15 protein-coding genes are annotated in these 16,113 nt (G+C 55.8%); 5 read left to right on the forward strand and 10 right to left on the reverse strand.

Translation table 11 applies throughout. The features are described 5' to 3' along the window. Window positions 1-26: 26 nt before the first annotated feature. Together secA and mutT are read left to right on the forward strand one after the other, a co-directional pair. On the forward strand, window positions 27-2,732 hold the full coding sequence (secA, locus tag BY447_RS13975; RefSeq protein ID WP_110331360.1) for a preprotein translocase subunit SecA: 2,706 nt from the start codon (window positions 27-29) through the stop codon (window positions 2,730-2,732). Between the two features lie 154 nt (window positions 2,733-2,886). Beyond that, window positions 2,887-3,282, forward strand: a complete 396-nt coding sequence (gene mutT / locus BY447_RS13980) for an 8-oxo-dGTP diphosphatase MutT (RefSeq protein WP_110331361.1) — start codon at window positions 2,887-2,889, stop codon at window positions 3,280-3,282. Between the two features lie 27 nt (window positions 3,283-3,309). Here the strand turns inward: mutT and yacG are convergent, their stop codons facing one another. Genes yacG through coaE form a run of 3 tightly spaced genes read right to left on the reverse strand, consistent with a single transcriptional unit; the run spans window position 3,310 to window position 4,875 of the window. Next, the gene (gene yacG, locus BY447_RS13985) at window positions 3,310-3,510 is read right to left on the reverse strand and encodes a DNA gyrase inhibitor YacG (protein ID WP_013356775.1); all 201 of its coding nucleotides are present in this window, start codon (window positions 3,508-3,510) and stop codon (window positions 3,310-3,312) included. 8 nt (window positions 3,511-3,518) lie between these two features. Next, a complete protein-coding gene (zapD, locus tag BY447_RS13990) occupies window positions 3,519-4,262 on the reverse strand; it encodes a cell division protein ZapD (protein ID WP_013356776.1) in 744 nt (247 codons plus the stop codon). A gap of 4 nt (window positions 4,263-4,266) precedes the next feature. Next, window positions 4,267-4,875: a dephospho-CoA kinase gene (gene coaE, locus BY447_RS13995; RefSeq protein WP_110331362.1), complete on the reverse strand. Its 609-nt coding sequence runs from the start codon at window positions 4,873-4,875 to the stop codon at window positions 4,267-4,269. Between the two features lie 234 nt (window positions 4,876-5,109). Between coaE and BY447_RS14000 the strand changes: the two genes are divergently transcribed. Further along, entirely contained in the window at window positions 5,110-6,150 is a 1,041-nt protein-coding gene (locus BY447_RS14000; protein ID WP_110331363.1) for a GMP reductase, read from the forward strand. Window positions 6,151-6,176: 26 nt separating this feature from the next. On the opposite strand, the gene hofC is transcribed toward BY447_RS14000, so the two are convergent. The 4 genes from hofC to nadC form a co-directional block, all read right to left on the reverse strand. Then, window positions 6,177-7,376: a protein transport protein HofC gene (gene hofC, locus BY447_RS14005; protein WP_110331364.1), complete on the reverse strand. Its 1,200-nt coding sequence runs from the start codon at window positions 7,374-7,376 to the stop codon at window positions 6,177-6,179. Next, a complete protein-coding gene (gene gspE, locus BY447_RS14010; protein ID WP_013356780.1) occupies window positions 7,369-8,754 on the reverse strand; it encodes a type II secretion system protein GspE in 1,386 nt (461 codons plus the stop codon). The genes hofC and gspE overlap by 8 nt, the downstream gene beginning before the upstream one ends. Continuing rightward, window positions 8,741-9,196 carry a prepilin peptidase-dependent pilin gene (gene ppdD / locus BY447_RS14015; protein ID WP_110331365.1) on the reverse strand — a complete coding sequence of 152 codons (456 nt, stop codon included), beginning with the start codon at window positions 9,194-9,196 and terminating at the stop codon, window positions 8,741-8,743. The genes gspE and ppdD overlap by 14 nt, the downstream gene beginning before the upstream one ends. A 175-nt stretch (window positions 9,197-9,371) precedes the next feature. Beyond that, the gene (nadC, locus tag BY447_RS14020) at window positions 9,372-10,268 is read right to left on the reverse strand and encodes a carboxylating nicotinate-nucleotide diphosphorylase (protein WP_110331366.1); all 897 of its coding nucleotides are present in this window, start codon (window positions 10,266-10,268) and stop codon (window positions 9,372-9,374) included. Window positions 10,269-10,465: 197 nt separating this feature from the next. Here nadC and ampD point away from each other — a divergent pair, with 197 nt between their 5' ends. Together ampD and ampE are read left to right on the forward strand one after the other, a co-directional pair. Next, a complete protein-coding gene (gene ampD, locus BY447_RS14025; protein ID WP_013356783.1) occupies window positions 10,466-11,017 on the forward strand; it encodes a 1,6-anhydro-N-acetylmuramyl-L-alanine amidase AmpD in 552 nt (183 codons plus the stop codon). Between the two features lie 16 nt (window positions 11,018-11,033). Beyond that, window positions 11,034-11,888: a beta-lactamase regulator AmpE gene (gene ampE, locus BY447_RS14030; RefSeq protein WP_013356784.1), complete on the forward strand. Its 855-nt coding sequence runs from the start codon at window positions 11,034-11,036 to the stop codon at window positions 11,886-11,888. Here ampE and BY447_RS14035 read toward each other — a convergent pair. From BY447_RS14035 to aroP, 3 genes are all read right to left on the reverse strand, one after another. Next, complete coding sequence (locus tag BY447_RS14035) at window positions 11,870-12,829, reverse strand: family 43 glycosylhydrolase (protein ID WP_110331367.1); 960 nt, start codon at window positions 12,827-12,829, stop codon at window positions 11,870-11,872. The genes ampE and BY447_RS14035 overlap by 19 nt on opposite strands. After that, window positions 12,826-14,238: a glycoside-pentoside-hexuronide (GPH):cation symporter gene (locus BY447_RS14040; protein ID WP_033781877.1), complete on the reverse strand. Its 1,413-nt coding sequence runs from the start codon at window positions 14,236-14,238 to the stop codon at window positions 12,826-12,828. Before BY447_RS14040 ends, BY447_RS14035 begins: the two co-directional genes overlap by 4 nt. Before the next feature lie 198 nt (window positions 14,239-14,436). Continuing rightward, complete coding sequence (gene aroP / locus BY447_RS14045) at window positions 14,437-15,792, reverse strand: aromatic amino acid transporter AroP (RefSeq protein ID WP_013356787.1); 1,356 nt, start codon at window positions 15,790-15,792, stop codon at window positions 14,437-14,439. Between the last annotated feature and the right edge of the window lie 321 nt (window positions 15,793-16,113).

Genomic DNA, 16,113 nt, shown 5'->3' on the forward strand with positions numbered 1-16,113 from the left:
CCGGCTGAATTGAGAATATATTTACTATGTTAAGCAAAATATTGACCAAGGTTTTTGGTAGCAGTAACGATCGTACGCTGCGCCGTATGCGCAAAGTGGTGGACGTCATCAATAAGATGGAGCCCGATTTTGAGAAGCTCTCTGACGATGAACTGAAAGCGAAAACCGACGAGTTCCGCGAGCGCCTGAAAAAAGGTGAATCGCTGGAAAGCCTTATCCCGGAAGCGTTCGCGACCGTGCGTGAAGCGAGTAAACGTGTGTTTGGCATGCGTCACTTCGACGTGCAGCTGATCGGCGGCATGGTGCTGAACGACCGCTGCATCGCTGAAATGCGTACCGGTGAAGGTAAAACCCTGACCGCAACGCTGCCAGCCTATCTGAATGCGCTGTCCGGCAAAGGCGTTCACGTGGTGACCGTCAACGACTATCTGGCACAGCGTGATGCGGAAAATAACCGTCCACTGTTTGAGTTCCTGGGTTTAAGCATCGGTATCAACATGTCGGGCCTGCCGGCGGTGGCAAAACGTGAAGCCTATGCTGCTGATATTACCTACGGCACCAACAACGAATATGGCTTTGACTATCTGCGCGACAACATGGCTTTCAGCCCGGAAGAGCGCGTACAGCGTAAACTGCACTATGCGCTGGTGGATGAGGTCGACTCCATCCTGATCGATGAAGCGCGTACGCCGCTGATTATCTCCGGTCCGGCAGAAGACAGTTCTGAGCTTTACACCAAAGTGAACAAGATCATCCCTCATCTGGTTCGCCAGGATAAAGAAGATACCGAAACCCATCAGGGTGAAGGTGACTTCTGGGTCGATGAGAAAGCGCGTCAGGCTCACATGTCTGAGCGTGGTCTGGTGAAAGTGGAAGAGCTGCTGGTCAGCCAGGGCATTATGGAAGCGGGCGAGTCTCTCTACTCACCGACCAATATCATGCTGATGCATCACGTCACTGCGGCACTGCGTGCGCACGCACTCTTTACCCGCGATGTTGATTACATCGTGAAAGATGGCGAAGTGGTGATTGTTGATGAACACACCGGCCGTACCATGCAGGGCCGTCGCTGGTCCGATGGTCTGCATCAGGCGATTGAAGCAAAAGAAGGCGTTGAGATTCAGAACGAGAACCAGACGCTGGCCTCGATCACCTTCCAGAACTACTTCCGTATTTACGAGAAGCTGGCCGGTATGACCGGTACTGCTGATACCGAAGCGTTCGAATTCAGCTCTATTTACAAGCTCGACACCATTGTGGTGCCGACCAACCGTCCGATGGTGCGTAAAGATCTGGCCGACCTGGTCTACATGACCGAGAAAGAGAAGATCGATGCCATTATCGAAGATATCCGTGAGCGCACAGCCAACGGTCAGCCGGTGCTGGTGGGAACCATCTCGATTGAAAAATCAGAAGTGGTTTCTAACGAACTGACCCGTGCCGGTATCAAACATAACGTCCTGAACGCCAAATTCCACGCCCGCGAAGCGGACATCGTGGCGCAGGCTGGTCAGCCGGGTGCGGTCACTATCGCCACCAACATGGCCGGACGTGGTACGGACATTATGCTGGGCGGTAGCTGGCACGCTGAAGTGGCTGAACTGGAAGACCCGACTGAAGCGCAAATCCAGGAGATCAAAGCAGCCTGGCAGATTCGTCATGATGCAGTGCTGGCTTCTGGTGGTCTGCACATTGTCGGTACTGAACGTCATGAATCGCGTCGTATCGATAACCAGCTGCGTGGTCGTGCCGGCCGTCAGGGTGACGCCGGTTCTTCACGCTTCTACCTGTCGATGGAAGATGCGCTGATGCGTATTTTCGCCTCAGACCGCGTCTCCAACATGATGCGTAAACTGGGCATGAAGCCAGGCGAAGCGATTGAGCATCCATGGGTCACCAAAGCGATTGCCAACGCACAGCGTAAAGTTGAAAGCCGCAACTTCGATATTCGTAAGCAACTGCTGGAATATGATGATGTAGCGAATGACCAGCGTCGCGCGATCTACAGTCAGCGTAATGAACTGCTGGATGTCTCGGACGTTAGCGAAACCATCAACAGTATTCGCCACGATGTCTATAAAGCGACCATCGACACCTATATTCCGCCGCAGTCGCTGGAAGAGATGTGGGACGTGCCGGGTCTGGAAGAGCGTCTGCGTGCTGACTTCGATCTGAATCTGCCGATTGCAGAATGGCTGGATAAAGAGCCTGATCTGCACGAAGAAGTGCTGCGTGAGCGCATCATGACCCACGCCACGGAAAGCTACGCAGAGAAAGAGCAGATCGTTGGTGCAGAGATGATGCGCAACTTCGAAAAAGGCGTGATGTTGCAGACGCTGGATTCATTGTGGAAAGAGCATCTGGCTGCGATGGACTATCTGCGTCAGGGTATCCATCTGCGCGGCTATGCGCAGAAAGATCCGAAGCAGGAGTACAAGCGTGAGTCCTTCGCTATGTTTGCCGCAATGCTTGAATCACTGAAGTATGAAGTGATCAGTACGCTGAGCAAAGTGCAGGTGCGCATGCCAGAAGAAGTTGAAGCGATGGAGCAGCAGCGTCGTGAAGAGGCTGAACGTCTGGCGCAGCAACAGCAGCTAAGCCATGTAGAAGAAGATTTGCTGGCAGCCGAGCCTGTGGCAGAGCAGAGCGGCGAACGCAAAGTCGGCCGCAACGATCCCTGCCCATGCGGTTCCGGTAAAAAGTACAAGCAGTGTCATGGCCGTATTGCCTGAGACTAAATGCTGATGAAAAAGGAGCCGATGGCTCCTTTATTTATGCACTCTGCTAACGTAATCTCTGCGCCAGCGCGGAGCTAAAGCGGTTAACTTCCGCTCCGGCATGCTCTAGAATCAGCCTTCATTCACTTATGACGACCGGATAGTTTCCATGAAGCACCTGCAGGTTGCAGTTGGCATCATTCGCAATGCCAATAAACAGATTTTTCTTGCCCAGCGCGCGGCAAGCTCTTACATGGCGAACAAGTGGGAGTTTCCTGGCGGTAAGATTGAAGCGGGCGAAAGTGCCGAACAGGGGCTGGTCAGGGAGCTACACGAAGAGACCGGGATTGACGTCACTGAGGCGCGCCCGATTGGTCATGCAGACCACAGCTATGATGATCTGCGCGTAACGCTGCATTTCTTTCTGGTTGAAGGGTGGAAAGGCGAGCCGTGGGGCAAAGAGGGTCAGCCACAGCGTTGGGTTGATCAGCATGCGCTGGTGGCGGAGGAGTTTCCACCCGCGAATCACCAGCTGATTGCGCGTCTGGTCGCGGGCGAACTCTGACTGGATGGGGCAGTGCGCCCCATCTCATCAGCGATCTTCTTCTTCGCTCCAGTTGTCACTGTCGTTCATGTCGTTGCTGCTGGGAATGCGTTTTTCTTCTGCGGCCCATTCTCCTAAATCGATGAGCTGGCAGCGCTTACTGCAAAAAGGGCGCCACGGGCTGAGCTCATCCCAGATCACATCTTTGCCGCACTGCGGACAGGAAACGGTCATCACTTCTTGCTGCATATTTACCTCTAACAACAGGCCAGCTGGAAGTTAAGGCGGGCCGGAACTTCACCGCGCTCACTATCAAGTGGCATAAAACGAATGGCGTAGCGGCTTTTATGTCCGGACACCTGGGGATAGAGCGCATCGTCCAGCGACAACTGTAGTCGCAGCAGATCGGCACCCTCGGCATTATCCTGATAAAAACCATTAAGACTGGTCTGCATATGGAACGCGCCGGACTGGCGGATTAGATCCAATACCATCGCCAGCGCATGATGCAGCGGCTCCAGCGTCTGCATCCAGGCCTCGACCTGCGCATCGCGAGTTTCCTGCGGCAGATGGAGCCAGATGTGCAGGCCCGGCAAATCAAAGCTGCAGCATCCGCCTGGGATGCTCAGTCGCTGACGCACCAGGGCAATCAGACGATCCTCGCGCAGTTGCTGCCCCATACGCGGTGCATTCATCAACTGCGTTGACTGAATTTTGAGTTTATCGCGCAGAGCATCCACCAGCGTCATATCGACGCCAGGCACGTCAGCCCACGCCCGTAATTTTTGCTGTTGACGCTCAAGCTCTTTCAACAATTCTGTCCGCATATCGCCGCGCTCAAAAATATCGAGCAACTCGCCAGTCAGGCGAAAAAAGGTCAGCGCATTAACGGTTTTATCCAGTGGGGTCGTTTCATCTAACTGATTAATCAAAAACTCAACCCGTAACCAGGTTCGCATTTTTTCATTCAGTGGGTGTTCAAACAGAACGGGTGTGCTCATGGTATTAATCCTGTTTCGTTGCCGCCAGCCTGAGATAGCGCTGATGGAGTTCGGCAACCTGTGGCAAGGCGTCGTCGGGCTCACCACTGTTATCAATAATGTCATCGGCACAGGCGAGGCGCTGCTGGCGCGTGGCCTGTGCGGCAATAATACGTTTCGCCTGTTCGACGGAAAGATGGTCACGCTGCTGGGTGCGCTTTAACTGCGTTGCCTCATCAATGTCTACCACCAGTACCCGATCAGCCTGGTGCTGTAACTGATTTTCCACCAGTAATGGCACCACCCAGAGCACATAAGGTGAGGTGGCCTGGGCGATCAGTTCTCGTGTCCGGGCGTTAATCTGCGGATGCAGCAGGGCGTTTAACCAGTTTTTCTCTTCAGGCTGCTGAAAAATAATGTCGCGAAGCTGTTTACGATCAAGCATTCCCTGTTCCGTCACGATTGACGCGCCATAGCGTGCCTGAATGGCCTGCAAAGCGGGCGTGCCAGGTCCAACAACTTCGCGGGCGATCAGGTCAGCATCAATAATGTCCACGCCAGACGCGGCGAATGCCTGGGCAATCGTACTCTTTCCACTGCCGATTCCCCCTGTAAGCGCGACGATATAGGGCATGTTTCTCACCTGACTTCATAATCCGACATAGGTACAGGGTAATGATCTGGCTAAGAAAGGCAAAAATGCGCGGCAGATCACACCGATAAAGCACAACTAAATTTAACGGATTGTAGCGTAAATAAAGTGAAATTCGCAGTCTTGTCGCGCAGCGAGAGGCGCGTATCATAACGTCACTGGAGCTGTGCTTACTTCGTGAACGACGATTCATTGCCACTTACCAGGACACTGTTTATGCGTATTGAAGAAGATTTGAAACTGGGCTTTAAAGATGTCTTGATCCGCCCCAAACGTTCAACGCTGCAAAGTCGCTCACAGGTTGAGCTTGAGCGCAGCTTTACCTTCAGACATTCAGGCCTGAGCTGGAGCGGCGTACCGATCATCGCCGCTAACATGGATACCGTCGGCACATTTTCGATGGCCGAGGCGCTGGCCAGCTTCAATATCCTCACTGCCGTCCACAAGCATTACAGCGCAGACGACTGGCGGGCGTTTATTCAGCGCGTGCCTGCGACAGTCCTGAACCATGTGATGGTTTCAACCGGCACCTCAGAAGCCGACCTGACTAAACTGGTCGCGATTATGGCGCTGTCTGACGATCTGCAGTTTATCTGCATTGACGTGGCTAACGGCTACTCGCAGCATTTTGTCGATTTCCTGCAGCGCGCGCGTGAAATGTTTCCGGCTAAAACCGTCTGTGCCGGTAACGTGGTCACGGGCGAAATGGTGGAGGAGCTCATCCTCTCCGGCGCGGATATCGTCAAAGTCGGTATTGGCCCGGGTTCGGTCTGTACTACACGGGTGAAAACCGGCGTGGGCTATCCGCAGCTTTCTGCAGTCATTGAGTGTGCCGATGCGGCGCATGGCTTAAGCGGACAGATTGTCAGTGATGGCGGCTGTTCCGTGCCGGGCGATATTGCAAAAGCCTTTGGCGGCGGCGCTGATTTTGTGATGCTGGGCGGTATGCTGGCGGCACATGATGAGTGTGAAGGGCAGGTCGTCGAAGAGAATGGTGAAAGCTTCATGCTCTTTTACGGCATGAGTTCCGAATCGGCAATGAAGCGTCATGTCGGCGGTGTCGCGCAATACCGTGCCGCAGAAGGTAAAACCGTGAAGCTGCCATTGCGCGGTCCGGTGGCTGACACCGCACGTGATATCCTGGGTGGACTGCGTTCCGCCTGTACGTACGTCGGGGCTGAGCGCCTTAAAGAGCTGACCAAGCGTACGACCTTTATCCGGGTTAACGAGCAGGAAAACCGCGTTTTCAATCGATAGTCTTTCGGGGCGCACTTTGCGCCCCCTTAATGCATCGCATCACCCAGCCCGAACACCGGCAGATACATCGCAATCACCAGCGTGCCGACAATCCCGCCAATCACCACCATCATAATTGGTTCCAGTGACGCCGCCAGTGTGTCAGCGCGCTCTCGCGTTTCTGCCTCGTGCCATTCCGCCAGGCGGGCCAGCATCAAATCCAGTGCGCCCGCCTCTTCACCTACCCGAATCAACTGACCACATAAGGGCGTGAATAGCGGATGCTGCATCAGCGCCTGATGCAGAGGACTCCCCTGCGCAATATGCTGCTGCAGTCCGGCCATCGCTTCCCGCCAGAGTAATGAAGAGAGCGTGACTTCCACGGCGGCCAGCCCCTGTAACAGGGTTAACCCGGCGCGCTGCGTGAGATTCAGGATGGTATAGATCTGCGTCAGCTGCGTGCCACGCCACAACCCGGAAAGCAGCGGGATGCGCAGGAAAAGCGTCTGTTCACGACGTTGCCAGCCTGGAGAGCGTCGTCGCAGCTGATGCCATCCAGCCAGCATCAGCGAAATACCAAAGGCCAGCACACCGCCCCATTCCTGAAGCGCGGCAGATAACTGCATAATCGCGGCTGTAAAAGCGGGCAGGGGCGCGTCAAAGGAGTCATACACCGCAACAAACTCTGGCAGCACGAACAGCAGCATGCCGCAGGTGACCGCTATCGCCACCAGCAGAATGAACAGCGGATAGCGTAACGCCTTTGCCACCTGATGCCATAACTGCTGCTGGCGGATCTGCTGCTGAGCCAGCTCACTGCAGCAGATATCCAGCTGCCCCGTCAGTTCGCCCACTTCCATCAGAGCCGGGTAGAGCGGCGGAAAAATCTGCGGCCATTCACGCAAAGCCTGTGAAAAAGGGGCACCGCTGAGTACCCGATGATGCAGGGCGAGCATCAGAGCCCGCCAGCCTGCATGAGGATGCCCCTCAGCCAGTAAAGCCAGACTCTCAGCCAGCGGCAGGCCCGCTTTGAGCAGGGTAGCCAGCTGACGAATCAGATCGGTTTTGTGCTGCCACGTCCACTCCCTCTGACGCCAGATTTTTTCCCGCTTCCAGCTCACCGGCAGAAGATCGCGCTGTGCCAGCATCTGCAGCAGGTTGTCAGTGTCGATAGCCAGTAGCTGACCACTGAGTAACTGCCCCTGGCTATCGACTGCCTGCCAGCTGAATAAAGCTGCGTTAGCCATCGTCCAGCCCAATCACCCGTTGCATCTCTTCCAGCGAGGTATCGCCCCGGCTTACCGCTTCCAGGCCGGAAACCAGTAAAGTGCGCAATCCCTGCTGTTTGGCCAGACTGAGCAGATTCTCCAGCGGCATCTCGGCTGCAATCGCATTCTGCAGCCTGGCATTGATCGGCAGCAGCTCAAACAGCGCCAGCCGGCCAAAATAGCCGGAGAAGCAGTGGTCACAGCCGGGGGCCCGCCAGGTCTGCAGAGTGCCGGGCCAGAGTTCCGCAGGATAGTGCGCCACCGCCTCAGCGGGCTGACGGCAATGGGGGCAGAGGCGTCGGACCAGACGCTGCGCAACGATCAGTTTCAGCGCTGACCCCAGCAGATAACCGGGAATCCCCATCTGCCGCAGCCGGGTTAGCGTTTCGGCGGTGGAGTTGGTGTGCAGCGTCGATAGCACCAGATGCCCGGTCTGCGCCGCTTTCACCGCAATCTCCGCTGTTTCGGCATCGCGGATCTCGCCCACCATGATCACATCCGGATCCTGCCTCAGCAGCGCCCGCAGCACACGGTTAAAATCGAGACCGTTTTTGGTGTGAATCTGCGTCTGGTTAATGCCGGGCAGTGGGATCTCAATAGGATCTTCAACGCTGCACAGATTTTTTTCCGGTTTATTCAGGGCACTGAGTCCGCTATAAAGCGTAAACGTCTTGCCACTGCCGGTGGGGCCGGTGACCAGGATCAGTCCCTGTGGCTGGGCCAGTGCGGCACAGAACAGACGCAACTGGGCAGCGGGTAAGCCGAGCTTATCCAGAGACAGCGCCGCGCTTTCACTCTGCAACAGCCGGACCACTGCTTTCTCGCCGCCATAGATGGGCAAGGTCGCCAGGCGGAAAGAGGCGGGTTTACCGGCAATCTCCATGCTGAACTGACCATCCTGCGGTAAGCGGCGTTCGGCGATATCCAGCCCGCCAAGGATCTTCAGTCGTGCCAGCAACGCCGCAGGCTGAGTGGAAGGCAGTGAAGAGAGCGGATGCAGTACGCCATCAATGCGCAGTCGCACACGCAGACCCTCGCGGCAGGGTTCGATATGCACATCGGAGGCTCGTCGCTCCAGTGCCTGACGCAGGATAAGCTGTGTCGCTTCAATTGCTGACTCGGTAGGTGTCTCTTCGCGCGCTACCAGCGGTTTATCAGCGTGCTGGAGCTGGTCAAGCCGGGCCTGTGGCCAGCATTCGATCTCAATCTGACACTGGCTGGCAAAGTTGAGCGCTTCAGCCAGTCCGGGCGGCACGCTCTCCGCGACGGCAACGCGCAGCAGACTGGCATCATGATGCAAAACCAGAGCACGATAGCGCTGGCATAATGCCGCAATCGTCTCATCAGGCTTGCTCATCGCTGGCTCCTTTATCCGCAAAGCGGAATTGTTCCTGGCAGTTGTCCTGCAGGCTGGTGTTACTGCTGGTGCAGCTGCGTTGCCAGCTGATGCCGCCCTCTGTGCTGTCCCAGATCGGCAGCATTTCAACGCTCAGACCATTCAGACTCTCCTGGCCAGTCAGCGTAATTACCCCGTTGGTCACGCTCAGTGTTGAGACATAGCGCGATCCTCTGGCTGCCGGAATGCCTGCTTCTCCGGCCTGACATTGTGTGGGGCCACCGCGCTCCATGGCGCAAAGCTCTACCGCGGTTTTATAGGGCACCATCGTTTGCAGCATGTCGGTGAGGGCCGCACGCTGCAGATAGTTTTGATAAGCGGGCAGGCCAATGGCACTTAAGATCGCCACAATACCCACCACAATCATCAGTTCAACCAGCGTAAATCCACGTTGATAATTCATCACATCGTCTCCTGAGTTAAGAAGGCGACAGGGTAAAAATCGGGGGCAGTGAAAGACAGTCAGAGATCGGCGAACTGGAAAGCGCAATGTGAAGAGATTTCAGAATTGCAGCGCAGTCGAAACTGCGCCGGAAGCGGGGTCGCAAAATCGCCGTGTCAGGTTACGGCGGGACAGGCTATTTTTGTTTAAAACGCATTGAGAGATCCAGCGCCCGCACATGCTTGGTCAGCGCGCCAACCGAGACATAGTCCACACCGGTCAGGACGATCTGTGGCAGGGTGGTTTCGGTCACGTTGCCGGAGACCTCCAGCAGCGTCCGCCCCTGGTTGAGTTCGACGGCTTCACGCATCGCTTCCAGACTGAAGTTGTCCAGCATCACAATGTCGGCTTCCGCTTCCAGCGCCTGACGTAACTCTTCTAAGGATTCCACCTCTACCTCAACCGGCACATCGGGCTGCAGCCACTGCGCGCGTTCGACTGCCTGAGCAATCGATCCGCTGGCAATAATATGGTTTTCTTTGATCAGATAGGCGTCAGAGAGGCCGAGGCGATGATTGCTGCCTCCGCCGCACAGCACGGCATATTTCAGCGCAGTCCGCAGTCCTGGCAGAGTTTTGCGCGTATCCAGCAGTTGCGTCTGGCTTCCCGCCAGCAGCGCAACATAGCGGCTGACTTCAGTGGCAACGCCCGAGAGCGTCTGTACAAAATTAAGCGCCGTGCGCTCGGCGGTCAGCAGCAGGCGGGCAGGCCCCTCAATTTCAAACAGCAACTGATCTGCTTCGATTCGATCACCATCTTCAACATGCCAGTTCAGAGTCACATGCGAGCCAAGCTGAATGAACACCTCTTCAACCCAGCGTTTACCACAGAAAACACCGGCTTCACGGGTGATGACCTGCGCATGGGCCTGCGTTTCAGCAGGTAACAGCTGCGCGGTAATGTCGCGATCAGCGTCGATTTCACCACCGAGATCCTCTTTTAACGCCAGCGCAACGGCATCCGGGATGTCACTTTCAATGCGTTTAATCAGGGCCTGACGGCGGCTGTCGGGATCATAACCACGGGATGACATAGGCATTTTACTCCAGAAACAGGAAGGACAGAGGCGGTCACAATAGCCTGAACCGGCATCAGGTTCCAGCAACGGATAACATTTTGTTTAGTATCCTTAACAAAGGGCAATTTAATGTCACCGGACCGACACACTAAGAGGCAAGAATCCTTTATTATTCATGCTATTCTCAGCCTGGCGATATAAGGAAAAGCGGTATGAAAATCAAACAGGGCTGGCTGACCGGTGTGCGTCACGTGCCGTCAACGCATTGTAATGAACGCCCTGACAATGAGGCGCCTTCACTGCTGGTGATCCACAATATCAGCCTGCCACCCGGTGAATTTGGCGGACCCTGGATCGACAGACTGTTTACCGGCACATTACCGCCGGATGCTCATCCCTATTTTGCGGATATTGCCGCCCTGAAAGTGGCAGCACACTGCCTGATTCGTCGTGACGGGGAGATTGTGCAGTATGTCCCCTTTGACAAACGCGCCTGGCATGCAGGCATTTCGCAGTTTGAAGGACGTGAAAACTGCAACGACTTCTCCATCGGTATTGAGCTGGAAGGAACTGACAGCGAGCCGTATAGCGAGGCGCAGTATCGGGCCTTGCAGCAGGTCACGCAGTTACTGCTGCAACACTATCCGGTAACGCCTTCACGTATCACGGGGCACAGCGACATCGCGCCGGTACGCAAAACCGATCCCGGACCTGCTTTTGACTGGGACTACTACAAACAGCTGTTAACGCAGCAAAAATCGTGATTTTTGCGGAGTCAGTATGACGTTGTTTACCTTGTTGTTGGTTTTAGGCTGGGAGCGCCTGTTCAAACTGGGCGAGCACTGGCAGCTCGAACACCGGCTGGAGCCGATTTTTCGCCATCGCCGCCATTACTCCATGATGCGAACCCTGCTGATGACCGTACTGGCGATGGCGCTGACCGCGCTGGTGGTCTGGAGTCTGAAAGGATTACTGTTTGGCGTACTGCAACTGCTGTTCTGGATCGTTGCCGGACTGCTCTGCATCGGTGCCGGCTCAGTACGTCAGCACTACCATAGCTACCTGAAAGCGGCCAGCCATGACGACGACGCGGCACATCAGGCGATGGCGGCTGAGCTGACGCTAATCCATGGTGTGCCGGTGGAGTGCAGCGAACGTGAGTTCCTGCGCGAGCTGCAGAATGCGCTGATCTGGATAAACTTCCGTTTCTATCTCGCCCCGATGTTCTGGCTGGTGGTGGGTGGGCCGTGGGGACCGGTGCTGCTGGTGGGTTACGCGTTTCTGCGTGCCTGGCAGGGCTGGCTGGCAAAGCACGGTACACCGATGGCGCGTGCACAATCTGGCGTGGATGCGATTCTGCATCTGCTCGACTGGATCCCAGTGCGGCTGGCGGGTGTCGCTTACGCGCTGCTGGGCCACGGCGAAAAAGCGCTGCCCGCCTGGTTTGCCTCGCTGACCGATCGTCACCGTTCTCAGTATCACGTGCTGACGACGCTGGCGCAGTTCTCACTGTCGCGCGATCCGCACACCGATAAAGTTGAAACGCCACGGGTGGCCGTGGCGTTAGCAAAACGGACTTCGCTGGTGCTGGTTGTTGCCGTCGCGTTGCTGACGATTTACGGCACGCTGGTGTAATCAGCAGGTGGCACGCCAAAATCGGGCGTGCCATCTTCCCGCCAGCTGAAATATTTCAGTCGGGTATGGCGGTTCGGATCCCAGAGCGGATCGCCCTCAATTTCAGTGTAATTACGCGCGTGGTAAACCAGCACGTCGCGTCCTGCCTCATCCTGAGTAAAGCTATTGTGACCCGGCCCGTACTGGTGGTTGTCCCAGCTGGACACAAACACTGGTCGCGCTGATTTCTGCCAGGCTGCGGCATCAAGCGGGTTGGCATCTGCGGCAATCGACAGGAGCCCCAGACAGTAATTCTCATCGGTGGCGCTGGCGGAGTAGGTCACAAACAGCCGATCGCCGTGACGGATGACCGCCGGACCTTCATTAACGCTGAACCCTGCACACTCCCACTCATATTCCGGCCGGCTCAGCATTACGGGCGTGCCTTTTAACGTCCAGGGATTCAGCAGCTCAGCCAGGTAGAGGTTAGAGTTGCCAGGAATCAGAGGATCTTTCTGCGCCCAGAGATACCAGTTTTTGCCCTGATGCACGAAGTGGGTAGCATCCAGTGAGAAGCTGTCAAACTGACTGAAGACGCGGCGGCAGGGCTGCCATTCGCCCTGCAACGGATCTGCCGCCTCACACACCAGCGCATACATCCGGTGCTGAAACAGTCCTTCTTTGATCTCCCGCGTCGGGGCTGCCGCGAAATAGATGACCCATTGACCGTCAATGTAGTGCAGCTCAGGTGCCCAGATTAATTCGCTGCAGGAACCACTCGCGGGCTTGCGCCAGACCACAACCGGTTCGGCGCTGCGCAGGCCAGCCAGCGTGGTAGCGCGCCGGATCTCCAGCCGGTCATACTCCGGCACCGAGGCCACAAAATAGTAGTGCTGTTCATGGCGCAGGATAAAGGGATCGGCGCGCTGCTCAATAAAAGGATTCGGCAGGATTGTGGTCATTTAACATCTCCGGTTGGCGTGACAACACCGTTACGCAGGCGAACAGTGTGTAACTCATGGAAGTTTTCGCGGCGCAGCGCAAGATCCTGCTGGATGGTAATCATCATTTTGCGGTCAACTTTCATCAGCCGCACCACACCTGCAGTAATCAGATAGCCAACGCCCGGAATAACGGTGAACAGCAGCATGATGCCGTTAATCGCTTCCGGTGACTGCTGTTTAGCGCCTGCATTGTAGCCGTAGATCGACAGCAGAAAGCCGACCATCGCACCGGCGACCGCCAGCCCCACCTTAAGGAAGAACAGGTTGCCGGAAAAGCTGATACCGGTAATGCGTTTGCCGGTTTTCCATTCGCCATAGTCATCCACATCGGCCATCAGTGACCAGTGCAGCGGAGAGGGGATCTGATGCAGAATATTCAGCACAAAATAGGCGACCACAACCATCACGGTAGCGTGGGGATCGATCCAGTAGAAGGCGCTGGAGAAGAGAGCCAGTACGATATTGGTCCAGAAGAAGACTTTGAGTTTGCACCAGCGATCGGTGAGCAGTTTTGCCAGCGTGCTGCCGAACATCATGCCAATCACCCCCAGGCTGATAAACAGCGTGGCAAAGTGCGTTGACTGGCCCATGACCCAGGTCACGTAATACATGGTGGCCGCCATGCGGATAAAGCCAGGACAGACGTTGCAGAAGGTCAGCAGCAGAATGCGCACCCACTGGTCATTCTTCCAGACGTCACGCAGATCTTTCTTCAGGTCATCATTGCTCGGCACGGCCGGGCGAATACGTTCCCGTACCGTGGCAAAGCAGAACAGAAACATCGCCAGACCAATGGTGGCCAGTACCGCCATCGCCATCTGATAGCCACGTGCTTTGTCTTCACCGCCAAACCACTCCGCCATCGGCAGCAGCGACAGCGACAGTATCAGCGTGGCGATGCCGACCATAACAAAACGGTATGACTGACAGGAGACACGCTCACCGGGATCGTTGGTAATCACGCCGCCCAGCGAACAGTAAGGAATGTTAATCGCGGTGTAGGTCAGCGACATCAGGAAGTAGGTGACGAAGGCCCAGATCACCTTATTGTGATAAGTCCAGTCTGGCGTGGTGAACATGAGAACGCTGAAGACCACATAGGGCACGGAAACCCACAGCAGCCAGGGACGAAAACGGCCCCAGCGACTCTGGGTGCGATCGGCGATGGCACCCATAATCGGGTCGGTGACCGCATCCAGCACCCGGACCGAAAGCAGCAGGGTCCCGACCAGCGCCGGAGCCAGCCCGAAAACATCGGTATAGAAGTAGTTCAGGAACAGCATGATGGCACCGCCAATCATGTTGCATCCGGCATCGCCCATGCCATAACCCAGTTTTTCCCGAAACGAGAGGGCTGCACCTTTCATGGTTTTCTCCTGCGCATCCAGTGTGAACAGGAATTATTGTCATCAAATCAGCGAGATGAACGGGAGTAATTCGTCATGAAGATGGACAAAACAGGTGCGGGAAGAGAAGTGTGAACTGGATCGGGGCTGAAGAGGGGCAGGGGAACGCGGGTGACGTACTGCAACCTCCCACAGGAGGTTGCAGTACGCGGTAAAGCATCAGGCCTTTTGCGTCTGGTTCTTGATAAAGTAACCAATACCCAGAATGACCAGCCAGACCGGGATCAGCCAGACAGAGATCGCCATGCCCGGCGTGGTCGCCATCAGCACCAGAATCGCCGCCAGGAAGACCAGGCAAATCCAGTTACCCGCCGGATAGAGCAGCGCTTTGAAGCGGGTGGTGACGCCCTGCTGATCTTTCTTACGACGGAACTTGAGGTGCGCCAGGCTGATCATCGCCCAGTTAATCACCAGCGCGGAAACGACCAGCGACATCAGCAGGCCAAATGCTTCACCCGGCATCAGGTAGTTGATCAGCACGCACAGCGCAGTGGCGACAGCCGAGACCAGAATCGTTAAGACCGGCACACCGCGACGATCGACTTTCAGCAGCGCTTTCGGCGCATTGCCCTGCTGTGCCAGACCAAACAGCATGCGGCTGTTGCAGTAAACGCAGCTGTTATAGACCGACAGGGCCGCCGTCAGGATCACCACGTTCAGCGCATTCGCCACCATGGCATCGCCCAGCTCGTGGAAAATAAAGACGAACGGGCTGACTTCTGACGTGACACGGCTCCACGGCATCAGAGACAGCAGCACCGCCAGTGAACCAATGTAGAAAATCAGGATACGCCACAGCACCTGGTTAGTTGCTTTTGGAATGCTCACTTCCGGGTTGTCAGCCTCTGCAGCGGTGATACCCACCAGCTCCAGTCCGCCGAACGAGAACATGATAATTGCCATGACCGCGACCAGACCGCCGATGCCATGCGGGAAAAAGCCGCCCTGTTCCCACAGGTTGCGCACGGTCGCCTGCGGACCCGCGTGACCGCTAAACAGCAGCCAGCCACCAAACAGGATCATGCCGATGACCGCGACCACTTTAATAATGGCGAACCAGAACTCCATCTCACCAAACACTTTCACGTTGGTCAGGTTGATGGCGTTGATCATCACGAAGAAGATGGCGGCTGAGGCCCAGGTCGGAAAGTCTGGCCACCAGAACTGGATATATTTACCGACGGCGGTAAGTTCCGCCATGGCAACCAGTACGTAAAGGACCCAGTAGTTCCAGCCCGAGGCGAAGCCGGCAAAGTTGCCCCAGTATTTATACGCGAAGTGGCTGAAGCTGCCGGCGACCGGTTCTTCCACCACCATTTCACCCAGCTGACGCATGATTAAAAAGGCAATAAAACCGGCAATCGCATAGCCCAGAATAACGGCCGGTCCGGCGGATTCAATGACCGATGCACTGCCCAGAAACAGCCCGGTTCCCACTGCACCACCCAGCGCGATGAGCTGAATATGGCGGTTCTTAAGACCACGTTTCAGCGCTTCGCCTTGCTGTTGTTCCATACAAACCTCGTGATGTTTTTATTCTTCGTTCGCAGCGCAGTCCGCTGTAATGAAGTAGTTACAATAACGTATTGATTATTTTACGGTATCTGGCCTGCTGAATGCTGCCATCTGCTACCCTGGCGACAAGAATAGTGATAAGCGAATCGCTTTGCACCTGCTTTCGCCTTTCGTGCTGAGAGTTGACTGAAAAAACGCCGTCCCGGTCACGTCTGTCCCCCGCAAACTTCTGCCATGAAATGCCGTTAATGACGAATAGCTTTCACTTATGGTTACCGCTGCGCTCAGGCCCTGAGCGGGTGTAAGGTTTGGTAAAAGTGC

The sequence above is a fragment of the Pantoea sp. JKS000250 genome, from assembly GCF_003201065.1.
In the GTDB taxonomy this organism is placed as follows: Bacteria; Pseudomonadota; Gammaproteobacteria; order Enterobacterales; family Enterobacteriaceae; genus Pantoea; species Pantoea vagans.

What these genes read in the sequence shown, in the direction of transcription:
- secA (WP_110331360.1), top strand. Translation starts at nt 27, where the DNA reads ATGTTAAGCAAAATATTGACCAAGGTTTTTGGTAGCAGTAACGATCGT.
- mutT (WP_110331361.1), top strand. Translation starts at nt 2,887, where the DNA reads ATGAAGCACCTGCAGGTTGCAGTTGGCATCATTCGCAATGCCAATAAA.
- yacG (WP_013356775.1), bottom strand. Translation starts at nt 3,510, where the DNA reads ATGCAGCAAGAAGTGATGACCGTTTCCTGTCCGCAGTGCGGCAAAGAT.
- zapD (WP_013356776.1), bottom strand. Translation starts at nt 4,262, where the DNA reads ATGAGCACACCCGTTCTGTTTGAACACCCACTGAATGAAAAAATGCGA.
- coaE (WP_110331362.1), bottom strand. Translation starts at nt 4,875, where the DNA reads ATGCCCTATATCGTCGCGCTTACAGGGGGAATCGGCAGTGGAAAGAGT.
- BY447_RS14000 (WP_110331363.1), top strand. Translation starts at nt 5,110, where the DNA reads ATGCGTATTGAAGAAGATTTGAAACTGGGCTTTAAAGATGTCTTGATC.
- hofC (WP_110331364.1), bottom strand. Translation starts at nt 7,376, where the DNA reads ATGGCTAACGCAGCTTTATTCAGCTGGCAGGCAGTCGATAGCCAGGGG.
- gspE (WP_013356780.1), bottom strand. Translation starts at nt 8,754, where the DNA reads ATGAGCAAGCCTGATGAGACGATTGCGGCATTATGCCAGCGCTATCGT.
- ppdD (WP_110331365.1), bottom strand. Translation starts at nt 9,196, where the DNA reads ATGAATTATCAACGTGGATTTACGCTGGTTGAACTGATGATTGTGGTG.
- nadC (WP_110331366.1), bottom strand. Translation starts at nt 10,268, where the DNA reads ATGTCATCCCGTGGTTATGATCCCGACAGCCGCCGTCAGGCCCTGATT.
- ampD (WP_013356783.1), top strand. Translation starts at nt 10,466, where the DNA reads ATGAAAATCAAACAGGGCTGGCTGACCGGTGTGCGTCACGTGCCGTCA.
- ampE (WP_013356784.1), top strand. Translation starts at nt 11,034, where the DNA reads ATGACGTTGTTTACCTTGTTGTTGGTTTTAGGCTGGGAGCGCCTGTTC.
- BY447_RS14035 (WP_110331367.1), bottom strand. Translation starts at nt 12,829, where the DNA reads ATGACCACAATCCTGCCGAATCCTTTTATTGAGCAGCGCGCCGATCCC.
- BY447_RS14040 (WP_033781877.1), bottom strand. Translation starts at nt 14,238, where the DNA reads ATGAAAGGTGCAGCCCTCTCGTTTCGGGAAAAACTGGGTTATGGCATG.
- aroP (WP_013356787.1), bottom strand. Translation starts at nt 15,792, where the DNA reads ATGGAACAACAGCAAGGCGAAGCGCTGAAACGTGGTCTTAAGAACCGC.